We start from the raw sequence: 21,046 nt of genomic DNA on the forward strand, positions 1-21,046 counted from the left end.
GTTAAAAAGCCCGAATACAACGTACATTGAGCAGGGTGTCCTTATTGACATTGAGCTGTTGGCCAGTGGCAAACGTTTGATACCAAGCGGTCAGGGGTTGGGTGGCATCTTCAAAAGAACTCCAATAGTTGCCAACATTAAATCCGCCAACGGGTCCGCCGTTTATATTGCTATTTTGCCATAATAAATTAAGTTCAGTCTGTGAGGGCAAATACCAATCGCCATAGTTTTGTGCATTATAGCTTGCGCAGAGCAGGGCCGCAGAGTTAGCGCTATCATCTTCTGAAGCCTGTCTGGCAATAATTAAGGTAGTATTCGTGCTGCCAGAAAAAAGCTCATTTCCTCTTGCAAGGGTAAGGGTTTTCAGTGGATCAGCTCCAGTAGTACCCCAGCGTATTCCCGCACTATTATCAGCCGCGGCAGCAACCAAGCCATGCTGACCAGTCGAATCTACCCAAAACACAACGCCTCCCTGAGATGTTTGACCTACAGTATAAGTGGGAGGTGGATTTATCCACTGAGTATCATAATTAGCATTACTTGCTTTGGCAAGAATCTGCCCGATAGTACCACCGGCAGCCACCCCTCCAGGTAGACCTGCAATTTGTGATTCGAGTAGTTGTTGGAGTTCTAGCACCTTCTTATTGACGTAATCTGTTGATGCGGGGTTTGCGGCATAACCGAAATTATTTAATGATGCGAGCAATAATGAAACAAATAACGGTTTGTGATTCATGAGAAATCCTTGTCTTGAAATTATAAAGCAACGGTAAAACTCAATAAAACTCCATGTTGCATAGGGATATTGTCAACATGACCTGTTTCTGCTGCGACATTAAGATGAAAATCAGGGCTGGAGCCATAAATGCCTTGATACACCAGACTCAAATTTGTCTTTTCACTGATGGTATAACCTAAGCCGGCCTGAACCTCACCAGCAAATTTGGACAGATCGTTAATGCTGTTACGATCATCAAATTGCCAACGACGGTATGCTGCTCCTCCTTTGAGTACGCCAAAGAATGGTGTTGTTCCCATGGATGCAGTCGTTAATGTAGCCAGCACATCAAGCATCGGTTTTGCTGTGGTTCGAATTGGCAATCCACCTAAGGTATCAACAATATATTGAGAAGGGAAATAACGCATCGTGTTGCCATTTTGTACGCCAACTTCCAAACCCAATGTCATGCCTGAGGTGCGATAAAGCTCACGTCCCAGGGCCAGTCGTCCTATCGCTGTGCCACCATCTCCGCGATACATGTCTTCATACACGGTGTAACCTAAGCTTCCGGTTGCTGTCCAGTTGAGTTGGTTAGGAGCCACCTCTCCCATCGTGCCTGCACATACTGGTAATGCTATGGCTAAACCAAAGCAGCCAGAGACCAGTTTTCTCAAAAAAAACGCCGTATTAGAAGGCGCGTTGTCTATATCAGATCGCCCCCCTTTTTTATTAAAGTCCATTCTTTCTTCCTTACTATTGTGAATTTTGTTCATAATATAAATGAAACACACCTGCAGGGGTAGTGTATCATTGATTTTTATTTAATACATTTTATTGCTCCTACTGCTAAACGCCTATGGTACAGGCAAGTGACCTCATGATATTTGATGCAAAATGGAGTCTATTATTTTTGCGGAGTAAATATTTGAGCAACGTAGTGTAATTATAAGTTGCACTTGTGATACATTCTGTTTCAATAAAAAAACTGATATGATGATTTTTAAATCAGTTATCAGGCCATGGAACAGCCTGGTATTGAAATGGGCACCGAGTTTGAAAAAGCCTCCTTTAAAAAACGATATCTGTTCGATGGTTTCGGATATCTATTTGAAAGGGACTCCAATAGAATGAAGGTATTTGTTTATTTTTTACGCGATTATTAAGGTTTCCTTAAGCTTATTTTTATATAATAAGTTTTTTGATTCCGAATAGACTGCAATGAAGGAATGCAATGAGCAATAAAAAGCACTCACTTACTATATTTAGCCTGACTATGATTACAGTTGGCTCGGTAGACAGCATACGAAATTTACCTGCAACGGCTCTGTTTGGAAGCCAATTAATATTTTACTTTATCTTAGGGGCTTTATTTTTCCTTATTCCTACGGCACTCGTATCTGCAGAATTAGCCTCGGGTTGGGCTAAACAGGGAGGAATTTACGTTTGGGTTAAAGAGGCTTTTGGTAAAAAAACCGGCTTTTTAGCGATATGGTTGCAATGGATAGAAAATGTTATCTGGTATCCGACTCTACTCTCTTTTGTTGCCGGAACAATTGGTTATTTGATTAATCCTGCTTTAACCAGCAACCCTTATTTCCTTTGGACTGTGATTGTCTGTTGTTTCTGGGGGGCTACCCTACTTAATTTGCGAGGCATGAAATCCTCCGCGATGTTCAGCAGTTTTTGTTCTCTGGCTGGGTTATTATTGCCTATGTCCTTAATTATTGGCTTGGGGGCTGTCTGGATTATGCAAGGAAATCCCCTGCAGATAAAATTTGACATTCCTAGCATTGTACCGCAGCTCGAGGATAAGTCGATGTGGGTTTCTTTAACCGCGATTATGATGTCTTTTTGTGGCATAGAAATCGCAACAGTACATGCCAATGATGTCAAGAATCCTCAGCATGCTTTTCCGCGGGCATTAATTTATTCGGTCGGGATCATTTTGAGTACTTTGATACTGGGGTCTCTGGCTATTGCAGTGGTGTTACCAGGAAATGATATTAATTTGGTTGCAGGGATTATGCAGGCCTTCGAAGCATTTTTTCTAACGTATAACATGTACTGGATGATGCCTGTAGTAGCAGTCATGCTCGTTCTGGGAGGGCTTGGCGGAGTAAGTAATTGGATAATAGCACCCACTAAAGGCTTATTGGTAGCAGCAGAAGATGGCAATTTACCAGAAGCATTTCAACGTACGAATGCTAAAGGTGCGCCAGTGGTGATGTTGATTACCCAGGCAGTAATCGTAACGATATTATCCGCATTATTTCTTTTTATGCCTAGTGTGAATGGTTCTTATTGGTTATTAACTGCTTTGGCTGCTCAACTTTATATGTTGATGTACTTTATAATGTTCATTGCGGCTATTAAACTGCGTTTAAGCCAGCCTGATCATCACCGTCCGTTTAAAATTCCAGGTGGTATGGCTGGTATGTTGTTTGTCGCAGGTATTGGGATAATTGGTGTTCTGACTACATTGGGTGTCAGCTTTATCCCTCCAGAAGGGATTGATGTTGGCAGTACTGCTCGATATGAAGCCACGTTATTGATTGGTTTAGTGTTAATGTGTGCTCCTCCATTTGTGAGTTCCTGGCTGCAAAGAAAACAAATGAATTTGGAAACAGCTGTTTAAAATGATTACAAGGCATCAATTAAAAATCACATTATGAATTCCATTAATGAGCTATTGACTGAATTGAATTCTCGTTTGCCCGAGCTGGAATGGAAAATTAGCGAGCTCAGTTCCGCCATTTCCAGTCATAATTTACCCCGGGGCTTATTTCGCACGGGTTTTGAGCTAACTGGCGCTGGCTGTGTTAAAGAAATTAAAGCGGATATGCTTGCTTTGTCCCAACAAAAAAATGAGCGCAGCGCCCATTTTCTTGCTTCTCGAATTAAACAAAAAATCAATGTTCTGGTTGCTTTATGTCAGATAGACAATAAGAAAAGTAAAGCTGCTGAACCTGCTTCTTTTGGCGTTAAGATGTTAAGCACGCGCCAGCAATGGATTCAAAATCTGGAAACAGATATCAACACGTTAACTCAACAACAACAGGCCATGGTGAAATCTCTGGAACATTTGTCCCATTCAAATAATGTTGATGCTGTTCTTGCATTGCGTGCAGAGCTCGGCGAAGTGGAGCGACGTCTTACTTTAGCAAAAGAAACATTAAATCAAGCGATATTATAAATTGATTTTTTTTTATATATATCAATGCTTATTTCATAAATAGCCTTTTGCTCTCTGAAATAGTACGGTAAATTAGTGGCGTTCAATAACTTAAAAATAAAAAGGAGTTTCTCTAATGTCGGATAAATTTTCCAATATTACCAAAGACATCAGCACTCAGCTGGGCAAAATGCGTAAAGAAATGCCTGAATTCATGGCAGGATTTGCCGCTTTGTCTCAAGCCGCAAATAAAGAAGGTGTATTAGATAAAAAGACCAAAGAACTCATTGCTATGGCGCTCGCAGTGGCCAAACAATGTCCTGGTTGCATTGGCTTTCATGCCCAAACATTAATTAAGTTACAAACCACAAGAGCAGAATTACTGGAAACTTTGGGTATGGCTGTGTACATGGGGGGCGGCCCGTCTTTAATGTATGCTGCAGAAGCCTTGGAAGCTTTTGAAGAGTTTAGTCAGTAAATTTATTGATTCCCTTTTAGTAGCGCTCACCAATGACGCAACTTAAAAATCCCTCTTTCGCAGTCCGTCAGTCCTCTCTCCCTAGGGGAGAGAGCTAGAGAGAGAGGCAAGGTAGCCTCAATGAGTCACCTATGAATATTTGTTAATGCGACAGTAATGAAGCAACGTGTTCCATTTGTTTTTCGGCTGGGTTTCGCTGGCATGGGAATTGTTTGCTCACTCCTAACAATGCTATTTGAGATACGGTCATGGTATTTTTATCACTTTGCTGACTTGAAATTTCTTTATAGGTCTGCTGAATCAGTTCATTCATGGTTATTGAATTTAATTGTTTTCCCGGCGGCAGACAAAAAATAGGCTTCCCTTGATTTTTAGCCGTCTCATTTGCTTGAATTAACGTCTCCGCAATGCTTTCACAGGTTATAGTGAGGACGTGTCGGGCTGATCTGGCCCAGGCTTGTGCCTGCGGGTCCGCTTTGATTTCCATTTGCGGAATATTGTTTGCGATATTCATGTAGTTATTAATGGTATCTGCGTACATATTGTTGCAAAAAATAATTAAACTTACTAATAACAAACGCATAATGAATTCCTTAAATTCCTGCAAAAATTGGGGCTGTTGACCTCTCATGTCAAAACCTACAGAGGTATTTTGGGCTGATAAGGTCAATGTTCCCTATTTAAAAAAATAATAGGTAGTGGGATTATCCGGACAAATATACGGGCCACATTCTAGAAATGTACTGATTCCATTCGCAAGAATCAAGAAAAGAAAAAAGCCCATGAATATCATCATCCCTTTATTTGATGTTTTGTATTGAGGATCAAGCCCGCGTTCCAATACCATGGCAACGGCTATAAAGCCAACAATCATAAGGAAAATCAGGGCAGACCAGGTATAAAAATACAATCCTAAAAAAGGACTGCCATAGCCTGGATCATTAGGGGCCGTATGTAAAAGATGCTGTTTTCCTGCGATGGCTAAGCCTAATAACGCTTGTAATAGCATTAAGCCATAATGTGCTGGCTTAAATCCCAAACGTAAATTCATTATCAAGCAGATTCCTATGCCTGCAAAACAGATTCTTTGTAATATACATAAAGGACAGGGAAGGGAATGGTTAATAATCTGCTCTACAAAAGCAAAAATAAAAATACTACAAATGGCAAACAGTCCAAAACTGTTTCCCCAAATATGCACTTTCTTTTGAATGTTCATAAGTGCACCAGATGGCTATGAAAATTGAAACTGCAGAGAGTAAGAATTAAACACAATAAAAACTGTAGCGGAATGCTTCTGTTCGGCTTAATCAGGAGTTGGATGCCAATTAAGAAATAAAGCAAAAACAGCAGTATCATCATGATTGCTCCCCTCGCTTTGGGTCCATGTTGTTAAAAGTATAGTCACAGTTCTCATTATTTTCTAAATATTTTCACATCAGGTGAATATTTTTTTTATTTCAAAGGCCGTGCGGCGAAATTAATCCCAAGCGAAAGGCAATAAATAAAAAAATAAATAAAGTGAATGAGATACCTATCCTTAATGTTAACGCTTTTACTGTTCGTGTGGTGTTTCCAGAGTCTTTTATCAGGAAAAACAGTCCGCTCGCTAATGAACCTGCGATAATAAACATGACAAAGAGGATGAAGATTTTGGTGATCATTTGTTATACTCCCGAAATTGCTTTCTTCAGTCGGAAGTTAGCCAACTTTTTGAGCAATTGATAAACTATGCCTAGTTTAACCTGTTTTAACTTTCGTTTCACCCCAAATTGGTTAATGATTGTTCTTGCAACACTCTTTATTGCTTTATTTGTGCGCTTGGGGTTTTGGCAGATTCAGCGTTCGGATGAAAAAGTGAATATGATCGCTGCAGAAGAAGCCTTGGCAAAGCAAGACCCGATTGATTGGGATGAGGGGAAAGATAAGCCGAAGCAATACCAACGCATTATAGTGAATGGAACTTATTCGCCAAAGGTTTTTTTGTTGGATAATCAACATCACCAACATCAGTTCGGCTACGATGTGCTTTCTCCTTTTGAGTTAACTGACGGCAGTATTGTCATGGTGGACAGAGGATGGATTCCAGGAACACATTCCAGGAGTTCTTTGCCGGAAGTTCAAACGCCACAAGGGCTGATTAAAATAAAAGGCAGTACCTATTTCCCAGGAAAAAATCAATGGGTTTTAGGGCCTGGAACTGAAGAAAAAGAACGAGGAATTACGATACTTGAGATTTTAGACGTAAAATTGCTGAGCCAACTTTTGCAAAAAAAGGTCTATCCGTTTATTATTCGCCTCGACAAGCAAGACGCACATGGATTTGTGCGTGAATGGGCCATAGTATCCATGCCTCCGCAGCGCCATTTGGCTTATGCTCTGCAATGGTTTGCTATGGCATTGGTTATCCTGATTATATTTGTAGCGTTGAATCTGAAGAAAAAAATATGAAGAAACAAACCTCTAAGTATTCTGTTTTGTTGTTATTAGCCATAATGTTTGCGGCACCTGGAATAACAGCTTATTTGTTTTATCAGCACCCGGAATGGTTGGGCACGTCCAAAATAAATAAAGGCACGTTGCTTTCGCCTCCGATTGCGTTGAATTCATTTGATCAGCAATCCAAATGGAAAATAGTTTTTTTAAGCCCTGGTGGTTGTAAAAAAGACTGCATCCAGCAATTAAATATGTTGGCTCGAGTTCGATTAGCTTTGGGACGTAAATTGTATCAAGTCGATGAATGGTTGGTTCTGGATGAGCACTCATCCTTATTAGCAGAAGAATTAAAACCCCTGCTAAAGGAACAGGACATCAACGTAATTACTTTACCTGCTGCTGATATGGCAAAGATGAGTGGTTTGCCCGCCAATGCAACTATTTTTATAGCCAACCCGGATAATTTCCTTATTCTTAGCTATCAAGCGGGAGGAAATCCTGATGATGTATATAAGGATTTAAAACTGCTACTTAGCACTACAGAACATAAGAGTACTTAACGTGATGCAGAATAAATCAATACGAGTGGCGGCTACTCTTGCCGTATTATTAGCCTTGTTTGTGGTGATGTTAGGTGCTTATACCCGTTTAACTGATGCAGGGTTAGGTTGTCCTGATTGGCCAGGTTGTTATGGTAAAATGGTGCTTCCATCAGCACAGGACGGATTGCAGCAAGCTCAGACCAAGTTTCCCTTGATTCCAATTGAATCACGAAAAGCCTGGACTGAAATGGCCCATCGTTATGCTGCAGGAGCATTAGGATTATTGATTTTTTTTATTGGTATTAATGTATTCCGTAAAAAATATCAAGGGGAGCAGTTACCCTGGCATTTGCCATTGACGTTAATGGTTCTTGTTCTTTTTCAAGCGGCACTGGGAATGTGGACAGTCACATTAAAACTCTTACCTGTTGTGGTTATGGGACACCTTTTAGGCGGAATGCTTATTTTTGCTTTCCTATGTCGCTTTCGTTTGCAAATGAGTGCCATTAAGCCAGAACATTGGAGCCAATGGCGTATGGGATTACGTTTGGGGCTGCTTATTGTCTTCTTGCAAATAGCATTGGGTGGATGGGTTAGTTCTAACTATGCCGGCATCTCATGCATCGGATTTCCTATGTGTAACGGTACTTGGTTTCCTGAATTACATTTTATGGAAGGGTTTAATTTATTTTCACCCGTTGGAGCGAATTATCAAGGTGGATTATTGGATAATGAGGTTCGAGTCAGTATTCAGTTCATTCATCGGATTGGCGCCGTTGTAACTGCTGCCTACCTCTTGATATTTTCAATGCTTCTTTTGGGTAAAGTGCGCTCCTTGGCTTTAAGGGTCGGCGCTTTGCTTTTGATTTTATTTGTAGTGCTTCAATTTACCTTAGGGATTTTGAACGTGCTTTATTTGCTGCCTCTTCCTGTGGCAGTGGCTCATAATGGGATAGCAGCATTACTATTGGCTACTGTATTTAGTATGCTGCAATTTACACGAAAGGGGGCTGATTATGTCGGCTGAATTAGTAACACAGCCATCTGTGAATTGGCGTGATTATATTGAATTGTGCAAACCTCGCGTGGTTTTGCTTATGCTGTTAACAGTCGTTGTTGGTATGTATTTAGCAACGCCTGGATGGATTGATTTATCTTTAGTTGGTTTTACTTTAGTCGGAGTTGGCCTTTGTGCGGGTAGTGCTGCGGCGATTAATCATTTAGTGGACCGGCATATTGATTCCATCATGGCCAGAACCAAAAAAAGACCTGTAGCTCATGGTCGGGTTAGCGTTGCTCAGGCCTTATGGTTTGCCGTCATTATTGGGGTTTCGGGCTTAGCTGTATTGACTGTATTGGTTAATAAATTAACGGCCATGCTTACTTTTGTGACCTTGATTGGTTATGCTGGCGTCTATACCGGCTATTTAAAGCGAGCTACCTCGCAGAACATCGTTATAGGCGGATTGGCTGGCGCTGCTCCTCCGTTATTGGGGTGGACTGCTGTAACCAATCAGTTGGATCCGCAAGCGTTATTATTGGTATTAATCATTTTCACGTGGACCCCCCCTCATTTTTGGGCTTTGGCTATTTATCGATTTGAAGAATATAAACATGCTCAAATTCCTATGCTCCCAGTGACTCATGGTATACAATTCACCAAATTGAATGTTTATTTATATACAATCCTATTATTGGTCGTCAGTGTTTTGCCCTTTGTGGTGGGAATGAGCGGGCTGATTTATGTGATTGGGGCATTAATTCTTGGCGGACGATTTTTGTATTGGGCTCATAAATTGTATCGGACGGATAAACCGGTCGTGGCAATGCAAACCTTTAGATTTTCCATTGTATATTTGATGTTGTTATTTGTGTTTTTATTGATAGATCACTATCTGTAAGGGGTTAGAATGAGAGTAAAAATAAAAGGCGTTACTTTGACTGTATCCATTTTGTTGGCTCTAGCCAGTTTATTTACGGGTATTTTTGTATCACAACACCTTCATTTCAAGAAAAAAATTGATGCAGCTCAATTTCATGGAACTTATCTTGAAAATCCACGAACAATAAATCAATTCAGCTTGATTGGTACGGATCAACAAACCTTTGAAAACATTAACCTGCAGGGGCAATGGACATTAGTTTTTTTTGGTTTTACCAACTGCGGTTATCTCTGTCCTACTACCATGGCAGAACTGGGTAAAATGTATCGGATTCTTGAAGAGAAAAAGGTGAAAAATCTGCCTCGGGTTGTAATGATATCAATTGATCCAGAGCGAGACAGTCTGGATAAATTAGGTAATTACGTCAAATCATTTAATAGCACTTTTTATGGTGCACGAGGCGAAGAAGACTCCATTAAGCTCATGACCAGAGAGATGGGCATTGCTTATGCGAAAGTGGTCAACAAAGAGAATGACGATCCTAAGATCTATGATGTTCAGCATAGTGGGGCTGTTATGTTATTTAATCCACAAGGCGAGTTAAATGCGTTCTTTACAACACCGCATCATGCTGACTTGCTTGCCAAGGATTATTTATTATTAGTCTCATAACGAAATAATAAATAAAGGCATTGGTCATCAGCGCCACATACGTTCGCGCTTATAATTCACAGCTTATAAAATTTTAATTCTCATTTTCGCTCAGTCGAGGGTGAGAATTCATAATTTTTAAACTAGGCTTTATTAACTCTGTTTGCATTTTGCTCTTTGGGCTCACACAGTAGAAGTGCAAACGGGCTATTAGAAATAAAATAAAAATAATTGAGGAACTATAGATTCATGAAAATTGCAATATTAGCCACCAACCCACATTTGTATTCGCACCAGCGCTTAAAAGCTGAAGGGGAAGCGGCTGGCCATGAGGTTAAAATCATTAATCCTTTGTATTGCTATATGAATGTTGCTGCTTCTAACCCTAAAGTTCATTATCGCGGTGGTTCCGCATTACAGCATTTCGATGCAGTTATTCCACGAATAGGGGCTTCTACTACTTATTATGGAACAGCTGTTTTACGGCATTTCGAAACGATGGGGATGTATACCGTAAATGAATCTATCGCGATTGCACGTTCAAGAGATAAATTTCGTTCGCTGCAATTGTTGGCTCGAAAAGGGATTCCCATGCCCTTGACCAGTTTTGCACAATCCCCAGATGATACCGAAGATTTGATTCATATGGTTGGTGGGGCGCCATTAGTCATTAAGCTTTTGGAAGGAACTCAAGGCAAGGGGGTTATTCTGGCTGACAGTCATCAATCTGCCGTTAGTATTATTAATGCTTTTAAAGAAATGCATGCCAATATATTAGTCCAGGAATTTATTGAAGAGTCACGAGGAACGGACATCCGTTGCTTTGTTATTGGTGATAAGGTGGTTGCCGCTATGAAACGGCAAGCAAAAGACGGTGAATTTCGTGCGAATGTCCATCAAGGCGGGAAAGCCGCTAAAGTAAAATTATCACCACAGGAACGAGCTATTGCTGTCAGTGCTGCAAAAACTATGGGGTTAAAAGTAGCAGGGGTTGATCTGATTCGTTCAAACCACGGACCACTAGTTTTAGAAATAAATTCATCGCCAGGTTTAGAAGGCATAGAAAAAACGACCAATCTGAATATTGCTAAAAAAATCATTGAATACATTGAAAAAAATGCAAAACCTATCAGTTTAAGTCATCGTTTTCACGGATAGTTTTATTCGTATTTTAATTGGAATAACTTGATTTCATCCTGGTATAAAACAATTCGACATGTTCATTGGGGTGTGTTGTTAACACACCCTGACAGTTAGATGATGAAAAAAGGCCCTTGCGAAGCTTAAACTTTGCTAGGGCCCTATCTACAATAGTGCATAAAATGCCGTGCAAGAAGCAACAAATAATCAGGAGCTCAGAATTAGTGCGCGTCTGATTTTGAGTCACTTTTGCCAAGCAGCCAATCTGCATTTACCTCAAGTTCCTGCACCAGTATTGCTAACACAGCTGCATCAGGACTTGTAGTGCCGCTTAATAATGCCTCTGCCTTAAATTTAGGAATTTTAATCAGTTTTGATAGAACCTCAATACGTTCTGTAGTCTCTTCGGGTACCCCAATACTATCAAGTTCCTTATTAAGCCGTTCTGAGAATCGTTTATTAAGCATTGTTCGCTCCTGATAGTGACCTTGGTAATCAGTGTCCTGTCTTATTTTAGGTCTAATTGAATAAATCCGTATTTATTTGATATAGCATAATAATGAGTTTTTGCAATGTAATACTTTTGGAGTCGAGGGTTCAATTTTGAAATAAGCAAATAAATCATCGGAGTATGGTTCTCGTTTTGAAAAATTTTAAATTTGATTGACGCTTGGATACAGTGATGTAAAATCGATGAAAATTTAATAAGGAAGTATTCATTCATGGACAGTTTGCAAGAGAGAAGCTCTCTTGATGGATAACGTCAGCAGAATGAGTCAATGTTTAGGATAACAAATGCTCGAAACGGCGGCTTCAAACGCCCCTTGTGATTTCATCTTGTTTGGCGCGTTGGGCGATCTCTCTTGTCGTAAATTAATCCCTGCATTGTATCGTCTTGAAGAGCTTAATCTTCTTCATATTGATGCGCGCATCATTGGTTGCGATCGAGAGAATCTGACGTGTCCCGAATTTCTGAAATTAATAAAAATCAGGGTGCAGAACTTACTCACTGAGAGTATAGATGAGTCGATATGGGCACGCTTTATTACTAAATTTAATTATTGTTCTCTCGAGCTGACCCTCCATGATGAATATCTGAAGTTAATTCATTATGTAGCGCCTGCTAAAAAAACGGTTATTTCCTATTTTGCAGTTCCTCCGGTATTGTACTCTTCAGTGTGCCAAGGGCTTTCTCTTATTGGATTAACCTCGCAACCCTCTCGTGTGGTTTTAGAAAAACCCATAGGTCATAATCTTGAATCCTCGCAAAAAATTAATAATGAAGTCGCTCAATTTTTTGCTGAGGAGCAAATTTATCGCATCGATCATTATCTCGGTAAAGAAACAGTATTAAATCTATTGGTTCTGCGGTTTGCGAATTTCATGTTTTTATCTAACTGGGACCATCAGGTTATTGATAAGATTGAAATAACGGTAGCGGAAGAGATAGGTGTTGAGGGACGATGGGACTATTATGATAGATCAGGACAAGTGCGTGATATGTTACAGAATCACGTGTTACAGATCTTATCATTAGTAGCCATGGAGCCCCCGTCAAGCCTTTCTGCAGAGCATATCCGCAATGAAAAATTAAAGGTATTGCAATCGTTACGCCTTATCAATCAAGGCAATGTGTGTGCGCAAACCGTTCGTGCTCAATACGCCAGTAATTTTATCAACAATAAGGTAATCCCGGGATATTTAGAAGAAAACGGAGCTGTTGCGCATTCGGTTACGGAGACCTTTGTGGCCATTAAAGCGTACATTGATAGCAGGAGATGGTCGGGGGTGCCTTTTTACTTACTTACAGGAAAACGGTTGGCGAAAAAACGAAGTGAAGTGGTTATTTATTTTAAGCAACAACTTCATAATATATTTCATCATTTTAAGAATGAATTTCCTCCCAATCGGTTGGTTCTTCGTTTACAGCCTGATGAAGGTTTAGAACTGCGGATTCTGAGTAAAGTTCCAGGGCTTGGTGAACACCTCACCGTACAAGAAAGCAAACTGGATTTGAATTTTAACCGTTTATCTAATAGTCCCAGAATCGCTGATGCTTATGAGCGTTTATTGCTGGAGGTAATGCAGGGCAATCAATATTTATTCGTGAGTCGAGAGGAAATTGAACAGGCGTGGCAATGGATAGATGGCATAAAAAATTCATGGGATGCAGAAAACTCCCCACTTCATACCTATCCGTCAGGCACCTGGGGACCTGATGAAGTGCGGAAATTATTTAATGGTCAAGCACATATATGGGATGAACAAAATGCAACTATATAGTTTCAGTGATGCCAATTTATTAAATTGTGATTTGGCGGATCAAATAAAAAATATTTTATGCGAGGCAATTGCTCTGAGGGGACTGGCATATCTGGTTGTTTCCGGAGGAAAAACTCCTGTTGAGCTGTTTAAGCTATTGGCGCAATCTGATTTGCCCTGGGAAAAAGTCGTGATTACTTTAGCCGATGAGCGCTGCGTTGCGGTGAACAATGCAGACAGCAATGAACGATTAGTTAAGACCTTTTTATTACAACATTATGCTAAGCAGGCAACATTCATCGGCTTGTACAGTACCTATGCCGAGTCATCAGAGCAGTTGTCGGTAATTGAATCACAAATTGCCTCTTTGCCTACTTTTGATGTGGTTCTTTTGGGTATGGGAGAAGATGGACACACTGCCTCATTGTTTCCTTGCAGTGAAGAGCTTAAGTCAGGATTGGATGATGAGGCTAAATCGCTTCTTTTGGTACAACCTAAAACGGCACCCCATCAGCGTATTTCTTTGTCCAAGAAAAGACTATTGGATAGTCGTATCATCTTTTTACATTTAGTCGGGCAAAAGAAACGCTCAGCATTTAGCCAGGCAATGGCACATCAAGATCCTTGTGTTATGCCTGTTAGCGCTTTTTTAAATAACAAAAATGCGAATCTACAGGTGATGTATGCACCGTAATAAGGAAAAAATATGCATCCTGTTGTAACTCAGGTTACTGCCAATATCTGCGAGCGCAGTACCAAAAGCCGAGGTTTATATCTGGAGCATATTGCTAAAGCCCGGGTAAAAGGACCACAACGAAGCCTTTTACATTGCGGAAATCTTGCTCATGGATTTGCTGCGTGCACGAAGCAAGATAAAGTAAATTTACGGGGCGTGAGTAAAGCAAATATCGCCATCATTTCTTCCTACAATGAAATGCTGTCTGCGCATCAACCCTATGTCTCTTTTCCTGAGTTGATTAAAGAAGCAATTAGCGCATCTGGTGGAGTTGCTCAGTTTGCTGGGGGAGTTCCTGCCATGTGCGATGGTATTACTCAAGGCCAACCTGGTATGGAATTGAGTTTATTAAGCAGGGATGTGATTGCCCTGTCTGTGGCAATTGCTTTATCGCATAACATGTTTGATGGAGGGCTGTTATTAGGGATTTGCGATAAAATAGTACCAGGTCTTCTGATGGCTGCTTTGAGTTTTGGCCATTTACCGTTTGTATTTGTTCCAGCAGGACCCATGCCTTCGGGCATATCTAATCTGGAAAAAGCCAGAATTCGTCAGTTATATGCTGAAGGGAAAACAGACAAAAAAGCATTGCTGGAGGTTGAGGCTGCATCCTATCATTCTGCTGGAACCTGCACTTTTTATGGAACGGCCAATTCTAATCAGTTAATCATCGAACTGATGGGGCTGCAATTGCCCGGCTCGTCTTTTATCAACCCCAATACGTTAATGCGAGATGAGTTAACCAAAGCTGCTGCAGCTCAAGTAGTAACACTCACTGATTTAACCAATAATTATATGCCTATTGGTCAGATGATTGATGCCAAGAGTATTGTCAATGGTATTGTGGGGTTATTGGCTTCGGGCGGTTCTACAAACCATACCATGCATCTGATAGCGATTGCCTCGATGGCGGGATATACCGTTAATTGGGATGACTTTGCTCAGTTATCAGCAGTTACGCCGTTGATTACCCGGATTTATCCTAACGGTCTTGCTGATATCAATCATTTTCAGCGAGCAGGTGGAATGGCTTACTTTATCAGGACCTTATTGGAAGCTGGTCTGGTTCATCCAGACGTCAATACGGTGATGGGATTTGGTTTGGATAAATACACACAACAACCTGTTCTGGATAATAATCAACTGTTTTGGGTTGATGGCCCGTTCAGCTCAAATGATAAAGACGTCTTAACTTCAGTCTCCAGTCCTTTTAAATCTCAAGGTGGCTTACAGGTTTTAAGCGGAAATATTGGGCGAGCAGTAATTAAGACTTCGGGGCTGGCAGAGGGGAAAAGTGCTATTGAAGCTCCGGCGATTGTTTGCTCCAGTCAAGAAGAGTTTGAACAGCTGTTTAAATCAGGCGCATTGGATAAAGATTGTGTTGTTGTCGTGCGATTTCAAGGTCCAAAGGCGTGCGGGATGCCAGAACTTCATCAATTGACCCCCAAATTAGGTGTTCTCATGGACAAAGGATTTAAGGTGGCATTGATCACTGATGGTCGTATGTCTGGAGCTTCGGGTAAAGTTCCCGCGGCCATTCATGTAACACCGGAAGCGATGGATGGTGGTCTGTTGGCTAAAATAGTAACCGGAGATTTGATTGTTATTGATGGTGAACGAGGGATTTTGCAGGTGCTGGTATCCGATGAAGAGTTCGCTAAGCGAACGCTAACTACACCAGATTTAGACGAATACATGCAAGGAATGGGACGCGAGCTTTTTGGGAGTTTAAGAACTCAGTTTACCGGAGCAGAACAAGGCGCGTGCAGTTTGTTTATGGGAAAACAATACCGTTATGACACATTATGATTTAAAGCACCATGCAATAGTTGCTGATATTGGCGGCACTTTTGCTCGCTTCAGCCGTGTTAATCTCGCTGATTTGCATATGGATAAAATTGAAATTTATCCTTGTGCTGAATTCAGTAGTTTTGAATCAGTTTTATTGACTTATCAAAAGCAACATTCATTAGAGTATGTAACGTCTGTGGCGATAGCAATTGCTTGTCCTGTGATGGGTGATTTGATTGCCATGACGAATTGCCATTGGCAGTTTTCAATTCAGGACATGAAAACAAGACTGGGTTTAGCCGAGTTTAAGGTTATGAACGATTTTACTGCCCTCGCCATGTGCTTGCCGGTTCTGAATCATCATCATCTGGTTAAAATTGGTGAAGGTTCTGTTGGAGCGAATCAAGTCAAGGTTGTTCTTGGGGCTGGAACGGGATTGGGTGTCGCTTATTTAGTGCCGACCCAACACACATTTCGTGCTTATGCTGGTGAAGGTGGTCATGTTGATTGGGGAGCAAGAACAGAACAGGAATGGTTTATTTATAATTATCTTAAAGCGCGTTATTCCCATGTATCCATTGAGCGTATTTTGTCAGGTCAAGGACTAGAGAACTTATATCAAGCAATTGCTCTTTATAAGGGACTGAACAAATCCCCGTTAAAAGCTGCGGAAATAATTACTTTGGCTGTGAGGCAACAATGCGTCATTGCAACAGCTGCGGTGGAACAATTCTTTTCCAGTTTAGGGGCTTATGCCGGTGATCTGGCATTAACCATGGGGGCCTTCGGTGGTGTCTATATTGCTGGCGGTATTGTGCCTCGTTTAATTTCTTTGATTCAGCACAGCGAGTTTAGAGCTCAGTTTGAAGCCAAAGGACGGTTTACTGAATTTAATGCGCTAATTCCGACCTATCTCATTACAGCTGATCAGCCCGGTATCTTAGGGGCAGCAGTAAGCCTCAAGCATTCATTAATAGGAGAGTTTGATGTCGTTTCCTGATTGGCAAATACTGCCAAGCCAAGTGTTTTCAGCAGCTAAAGTTGTCCCGGTGATTGTGATTCATGAATTGGAACAGGCAATACCTCTCGCGACGGCCTTATTTGCTGGAGGAGTTCAGGTACTTGAAGTCACCTTGAGAACGCCCATTGCTCTGGAGGTTCTTGAATTACTCACTCAAACTTTTCCAGATGCTTTGATTGGTGCGGGCACGGTGATAACGGCTGAGCATTTGCAACAGGTTAGTGATGCGGGTGCTAAATTTGCTATTAGTCCAGGTCACACGCGTTCCCTATTAATGGCGGGTCAGAAGTCATCTATCCCGTTAATTCCAGGTATTGCTACTATTTCCGAGTTAATGCAAGGGCTTGAAACCGGTTACACCCATTTCAAATTGTTTCCTGCTGCAGTAATGGGAGGCATTCCCTTGTTACGCGCTATCTATGGCCCATTTCCTGATGCACGATTTTGTCCTACAGGCGGCATTAATGAAAAAAATTATCACGAGTATTTGGCATTGCCCAATGTTTCTTGTGTTGGCGGTTCCTGGATAGTCCCTGATAGTGCGATTAAAAATAAGGATTGGGCTTTAATTACTGAATTAAGCTCATCAGTTAATAATGAGCTTAATCTGGTCTAAGGGGTAGGAGTCATATGGATATCTCGATTTGCCATGTTCTGGCGAATGAGTAAGTAGAGTAAAAAAAACGTGGTAATGCGCCAGGAATGGGTGCCAATGGATGGATTAATTTTTAAGGATAGAATCAAGGAGTAGGGTATGGCTTGGATTGTCGCGATAATAGGATCTGTCGCTGGTTTTTTGTTTGGTTATGATGAGGGGATTATCGCCGGTTCCGTGGATTTGGTAAAAGGCCATTTTGATCTGACGGCGACTCATATTGGAATTATGGCTTCTGCATTGCCCTTTGGCGCGCTGTTCGGCTCAATGCTTATCGGTATGTTTATGGCGACCAAAGGCGTTAAGCAATTTGGCCGGCGTTCATTACTGTCTTTTGCCGGCCTCCTCTTTTTCTTTGGTGCCTTGGGTGCAGGCTTGGCCGATTCAATTATCATCTTGGTATTGTCTCGATTAATTCTGGGATTGGCGATTGGTATGGCTTCTGTGCTGACTCCTTTGTATCTGGCTGAAACCGCAACCATTGAAGCACGAGGGGCAGTGGTCGCTATTTATCAATTAGCCATGACTATTGGTATTGTTTGTTCTTATTCGGTGAATTATTTACTTATTGAACAGCAAGCCTGGCGTCTGATGTTTGCCTCAAGCGCAATTCCTGCCTTGATTTTAAGCATTGGTATTTTATTCATGCCAGAGTCTCCGCGATGGTTATGCAGTATTGGACGCCGCAATGCGGCAGTAAAATCCTTAAAACGATTACGCAAGACACACGCCATTGAACATGAGTTATTGGATATAGAAACAACGTTGGCTAATGAACCGCAAAAAGGCAGCTGGCTGTTATTATTTAGCAAGCCATTGTTGCCTGTTTTAATGTTGGGAACGATTTTATTCTGTTTGCAACAGCTAAGCGGAATTAATGTAGTCATCTGCTTTGCCCCAGAGATTTTTAAGAATTTGGGCCTTGATAGCACTACGGGACAAATTTTGGCGACTATGGGGATTGGGTTGGTGAATTTATTGGTTACTGTAGTTGCTATTTTATGTGTGGATAAAGTTGGACGTCGTAAATTATTGTTGTTTGGATTTTTTGGAACCTGTATCAGTCTTGGCGCTTTATGTCTGTTTTCATTAAATCAGGTGATGTGGTTGCCCTATTTATCGGTGCTTTGTTTAACCGTATATATTTTCTCATTTGCTATCAGTGTAGGACCTATTCCTCATATCGCAATGGCAGAAATTTTTCCTCTTCATGTTCGTGGTGCTGGAATGGGATTATCTGCAATGAGCAATTGGACTTTTAACACCATCGTTATTTTTAGTTTCCCACTGCTGCAACAGATGTTTGGCATTGAATATACTTTTGCTTTTTATGCCTTTATTTGTTTTCTGGGCTTAATTTATACTTATATTTATATGCCAGAAACCAAGAACATCAGCTTGGAGCAGATTGAAAATCACGTGATGACAGGCAAGCCGTTACGTTATTTAGGAAGAGAACGTGAGGCGTTGGAATTACCAGAAGCTAAAGGAGAACCTGGCTATTTAGCTTCGGCAAACTAGTATGAAGACCATATGGTAAGAGAATCGCCGGCAATTAAGCAAATCCATAATTTAATTGTAAGCACATAGAAATATTTATAGTATCATTCAGGTCAAAGTTGTTTAAATTACTGACGGCATTTTTCTCTCGACATCATTTCTATGAGAAAAGGTTACAACCCATATGCAGTAAGGGGTGTAACCTTTTTGAAAGTGAGGTGTCTCTTTGCACACGTATCCTGACTTACTCCGTATATCCAGCTACATTTAAATGTGACACCAAGCTGTTTATACGACCTGGCAATTGATTAATTGGTAACCGCGCGAACACAACGAAGCCGATAGTGCTTGTTCTTAAACTCAGGAATCCCGAAGTTGATGCTGCTACCCTTGAAGTCGAGTAGCAATCCGCGGGAATCGTCGACCTCAGTAGAGCTCCAATAGTAGGTGCTGGTGAAATTGCCGATAACGTCTTGATTGTTATACATACATTCCAATTCACCGTATGCGGGTGCATACCAATCCTCGTAACACACACCACTATCATAAGGGTAGCATGAGCTACCGTCCTCATGATCTTGATAGGCCGAGCACAGTGTTGCAATATCAGACATTCCGGAGGGTGTTGCTTGCACAATCATTTGCGTGTTGCTAGCACCATCATAAGAGTTTATTGCACCTACGTACTTGTTTGTAGGTCCCCATTGAATGCCTGACTGCGAAGTATCGGCCTTTGGTGTCACTAGATAAAGCGTTGAGAAGTCCATCAGACTCGAGTCAGTACACGCTACTATGCCACCTTGTGAGGGCGACCCCACAGAAGGTACTGTCGTAACCGTGGCAAGTACTAAAGTACCCGTTTCCTGCGTTGTATTGCTTCCCGAAATCGCAAAACTGGTTGCCGGGATATCAGTAGCTCCTGCAACAGCAGCCGTTTTTGTAACAATAAAGCGCAAAATACAGCTTGCTCCAGGAGCTACTGAAGTACAATTACTCGCATTTGGAATAATGCGTTCATTTAAAGCGGTTGGTGCTAAATTAGCGGTGATGTTGGTTGCGGTCACAGTGGCTGAGTTGTTTTTTATAGCCATCCTGCCCACTGCACCGACGTCATTAGAAAACAAGGTCATCGACTCTCCTCCGGTTATTGCAAGAGGAGCCAATTCAGGGTCCACCGAAATACCTTCAATCAGTGTATTGGTGTTGCTTCCAGCAATCATGGCCTTGGTTGTGCCTGTCGTGCTTCCGGAAGTAAAGCTCAGTTGGCAGGTATTATTGGGGGCCGTATAAGGTAATGATGCAGGGCAATTGTTGCTCACGCCGACACCTAACCCTGGGGGGGTAAGAACCTGGATGTTATAGGCGTCAACCGAACCATTATTCGTAAGCGTCACAACCTGGGTGGTACCGCCAAAAAGAAAACCAAACGAGGAGGGGCTGGCGCTAATCGCGGTTATAGGACTATTGCTTTTCACAATGTTTAATTCTTTGAGGGATGGTAACACTGACTCGGATTATCTTGCTCACAAAGAATTGGACCTTCCTGAATCCCGCCCGCAGGAACGGCACTGCCATTGATGGTCACAGTCAGAGTACACTCACTGCCCTTCGTGGCCAGATAACAGGGCGAAGCACTCAAACCAGCGGTCTCTCGTAACTCCAGATTTTTTGACCTACGGGAGACGTTGGTCACCGTGTACTGGACAGTCTCTGTGCTGCCTGCCGATACGGTCACACGCACAGGGCTCGGCGCTGAATACTCCCATAAAGGTCCTCCAGCATGGCCCGGTGCACTTAATAATAATCCGATTGCTGCGGTAAGAGCCGCTCTTTTTAAATGAATCCTCTTCATCTGCATGTCCTTATGCTATATCAGTCTTAACATCATCCCAGTGGGGCAGCGATGATTCCTCCTTAACTCTCCAGAATAACATGCAAAAGAATAATCACAAAATGCCCCACGCCGGGGGGGAGCGCCATTAAGTTAAGGATTTAGCCGTCATCTTGAGGAGCTAACGACGAAGGATCTCCCTGGATTCAGGAGATCCTTCGCTATGC

The 21,046-nt window shown here is 41.6% G+C and carries 24 protein-coding genes; 15 read left to right on the plus strand and 9 right to left on the minus strand.

Annotated features, from left to right (window positions below; genetic code table 11):
• Nucleotide 1: 1 nt before the first annotated feature.
• Nucleotides 2-736 (minus strand): DUF1566 domain-containing protein, encoded by a 735-nt coding sequence (locus Q0495_RS15975; protein ID WP_298628102.1) that lies wholly within the window; start codon nt 734-736, stop codon nt 2-4.
• A 20-nt stretch (nt 737-756) separates the two neighbouring features.
• The gene (locus Q0495_RS15980; RefSeq protein WP_298628105.1) at nt 757-1,461 is read right to left on the minus strand and encodes a hypothetical protein; all 705 of its coding nucleotides are present in this window, start codon (nt 1,459-1,461) and stop codon (nt 757-759) included.
• Nucleotides 1,462-1,952: 491 nt separating this feature from the next.
• Between Q0495_RS15980 and Q0495_RS15985 the strand changes: the two genes are divergently transcribed.
• The 3 genes from Q0495_RS15985 to Q0495_RS15995 all read left to right on the plus strand — a co-directional run bounded on the left by Q0495_RS15985 (nt 1,953) and on the right by Q0495_RS15995 (nt 4,371).
• Nucleotides 1,953-3,356, plus strand: coding sequence for an APC family permease (locus tag Q0495_RS15985; RefSeq protein ID WP_298628107.1), 1,404 nt, complete (start codon nt 1,953-1,955; stop codon nt 3,354-3,356).
• Between the two features lie 33 nt (nt 3,357-3,389).
• Nucleotides 3,390-3,914: a primosomal replication protein PriC gene (locus tag Q0495_RS15990; RefSeq protein ID WP_298628110.1), complete on the plus strand. Its 525-nt coding sequence runs from the start codon at nt 3,390-3,392 to the stop codon at nt 3,912-3,914.
• 115 nt (nt 3,915-4,029) lie between these two features.
• Entirely contained in the window at nt 4,030-4,371 is a 342-nt protein-coding gene (locus Q0495_RS15995) for a carboxymuconolactone decarboxylase family protein (protein WP_298628113.1), read from the plus strand.
• Nucleotides 4,372-4,513: 142 nt separating this feature from the next.
• Here Q0495_RS15995 and Q0495_RS16000 read toward each other — a convergent pair whose 3' ends face one another.
• The 4 genes from Q0495_RS16000 to Q0495_RS16010 form a co-directional block, all read right to left on the minus strand.
• Complete coding sequence (locus Q0495_RS16000; protein ID WP_298628116.1) at nt 4,514-4,954, minus strand: phosphatase; 441 nt, start codon at nt 4,952-4,954, stop codon at nt 4,514-4,516.
• 93 nt (nt 4,955-5,047) lie between these two features.
• Nucleotides 5,048-5,590 carry a disulfide bond formation protein B gene (locus Q0495_RS16005; RefSeq protein ID WP_298628119.1) on the minus strand — a complete coding sequence of 181 codons (543 nt, stop codon included), beginning with the start codon at nt 5,588-5,590 and terminating at the stop codon, nt 5,048-5,050.
• Nucleotides 5,587-5,733 (minus strand): DUF5993 family protein, encoded by a 147-nt coding sequence (locus tag Q0495_RS16885; protein ID WP_367274452.1) that lies wholly within the window; start codon nt 5,731-5,733, stop codon nt 5,587-5,589. Before Q0495_RS16885 ends, Q0495_RS16005 begins: the two co-directional genes overlap by 4 nt.
• A gap of 98 nt (nt 5,734-5,831) precedes the next feature.
• Nucleotides 5,832-6,035, minus strand: a complete 204-nt coding sequence (locus Q0495_RS16010; protein ID WP_298628122.1) for a twin transmembrane helix small protein — start codon at nt 6,033-6,035, stop codon at nt 5,832-5,834.
• A 67-nt stretch (nt 6,036-6,102) separates the two neighbouring features.
• On the opposite strand from Q0495_RS16010, the gene Q0495_RS16015 reads away from it, so the two are divergent.
• The 6 genes from Q0495_RS16015 to rimK all read left to right on the plus strand — a co-directional run bounded on the left by Q0495_RS16015 (nt 6,103) and on the right by rimK (nt 11,041).
• Nucleotides 6,103-6,822 carry an SURF1 family protein gene (locus Q0495_RS16015; protein ID WP_298628125.1) on the plus strand — a complete coding sequence of 240 codons (720 nt, stop codon included), beginning with the start codon at nt 6,103-6,105 and terminating at the stop codon, nt 6,820-6,822.
• Entirely contained in the window at nt 6,819-7,367 is a 549-nt protein-coding gene (locus tag Q0495_RS16020; RefSeq protein ID WP_298628127.1) for a hypothetical protein, read from the plus strand. Before Q0495_RS16015 ends, Q0495_RS16020 begins: the two co-directional genes overlap by 4 nt.
• A gap of 4 nt (nt 7,368-7,371) precedes the next feature.
• Nucleotides 7,372-8,376 carry a heme A synthase gene (locus tag Q0495_RS16025; RefSeq protein WP_298628158.1) on the plus strand — a complete coding sequence of 335 codons (1,005 nt, stop codon included), beginning with the start codon at nt 7,372-7,374 and terminating at the stop codon, nt 8,374-8,376.
• Nucleotides 8,366-9,250 (plus strand): heme o synthase, encoded by an 885-nt coding sequence (gene cyoE / locus Q0495_RS16030; RefSeq protein ID WP_298628129.1) that lies wholly within the window; start codon nt 8,366-8,368, stop codon nt 9,248-9,250. Before Q0495_RS16025 ends, cyoE begins: the two co-directional genes overlap by 11 nt.
• Before the next feature lie 9 nt (nt 9,251-9,259).
• Nucleotides 9,260-9,904: an SCO family protein gene (locus Q0495_RS16035; RefSeq protein WP_298628132.1), complete on the plus strand. Its 645-nt coding sequence runs from the start codon at nt 9,260-9,262 to the stop codon at nt 9,902-9,904.
• Between the two features lie 228 nt (nt 9,905-10,132).
• On the plus strand, nt 10,133-11,041 hold the full coding sequence (gene rimK, locus Q0495_RS16040; protein ID WP_298628134.1) for a 30S ribosomal protein S6--L-glutamate ligase: 909 nt from the start codon (nt 10,133-10,135) through the stop codon (nt 11,039-11,041).
• Between the two features lie 203 nt (nt 11,042-11,244).
• Here rimK and Q0495_RS16045 read toward each other — a convergent pair whose 3' ends face one another.
• Entirely contained in the window at nt 11,245-11,490 is a 246-nt protein-coding gene (locus tag Q0495_RS16045) for a hypothetical protein (RefSeq protein WP_298628136.1), read from the minus strand.
• A gap of 328 nt (nt 11,491-11,818) precedes the next feature.
• Between Q0495_RS16045 and zwf the strand changes: the two genes are divergently transcribed.
• The 6 genes from zwf to Q0495_RS16075 all read left to right on the plus strand — a co-directional run bounded on the left by zwf (nt 11,819) and on the right by Q0495_RS16075 (nt 19,009).
• The gene (gene zwf, locus Q0495_RS16050; RefSeq protein ID WP_298628140.1) at nt 11,819-13,306 is read left to right on the plus strand and encodes a glucose-6-phosphate dehydrogenase; all 1,488 of its coding nucleotides are present in this window, start codon (nt 11,819-11,821) and stop codon (nt 13,304-13,306) included.
• Nucleotides 13,293-13,979, plus strand: a complete 687-nt coding sequence (gene pgl, locus Q0495_RS16055; RefSeq protein WP_298628141.1) for a 6-phosphogluconolactonase — start codon at nt 13,293-13,295, stop codon at nt 13,977-13,979. Before zwf ends, pgl begins: the two co-directional genes overlap by 14 nt.
• Nucleotides 13,980-13,991: 12 nt before the next feature.
• The gene (gene edd / locus Q0495_RS16060) at nt 13,992-15,830 is read left to right on the plus strand and encodes a phosphogluconate dehydratase (RefSeq protein WP_298628144.1); all 1,839 of its coding nucleotides are present in this window, start codon (nt 13,992-13,994) and stop codon (nt 15,828-15,830) included.
• Nucleotides 15,817-16,812 (plus strand): glucokinase, encoded by a 996-nt coding sequence (gene glk / locus Q0495_RS16065; protein WP_298628147.1) that lies wholly within the window; start codon nt 15,817-15,819, stop codon nt 16,810-16,812. Before edd ends, glk begins: the two co-directional genes overlap by 14 nt.
• Nucleotides 16,799-17,449: a bifunctional 4-hydroxy-2-oxoglutarate aldolase/2-dehydro-3-deoxy-phosphogluconate aldolase gene (locus tag Q0495_RS16070; protein ID WP_298628149.1), complete on the plus strand. Its 651-nt coding sequence runs from the start codon at nt 16,799-16,801 to the stop codon at nt 17,447-17,449. Before glk ends, Q0495_RS16070 begins: the two co-directional genes overlap by 14 nt.
• Before the next feature lie 138 nt (nt 17,450-17,587).
• Complete coding sequence (locus Q0495_RS16075; protein ID WP_298628151.1) at nt 17,588-19,009, plus strand: sugar porter family MFS transporter; 1,422 nt, start codon at nt 17,588-17,590, stop codon at nt 19,007-19,009.
• A 287-nt stretch (nt 19,010-19,296) separates the two neighbouring features.
• On the opposite strand, the gene Q0495_RS16080 is transcribed toward Q0495_RS16075, so the two are convergent.
• Nucleotides 19,297-20,463: a hypothetical protein gene (locus Q0495_RS16080; protein WP_298628152.1), complete on the minus strand. Its 1,167-nt coding sequence runs from the start codon at nt 20,461-20,463 to the stop codon at nt 19,297-19,299.
• 5 nt (nt 20,464-20,468) lie between these two features.
• A complete protein-coding gene (locus tag Q0495_RS16085; protein WP_298628155.1) occupies nt 20,469-20,840 on the minus strand; it encodes a hypothetical protein in 372 nt (123 codons plus the stop codon).
• Between the last annotated feature and the right edge of the window lie 206 nt (nt 20,841-21,046).

It is taken from the genome of uncultured Legionella sp. (genome assembly GCF_937871865.1).
Classification (GTDB): Bacteria; Pseudomonadota; Gammaproteobacteria; order Legionellales; family Legionellaceae; genus Legionella.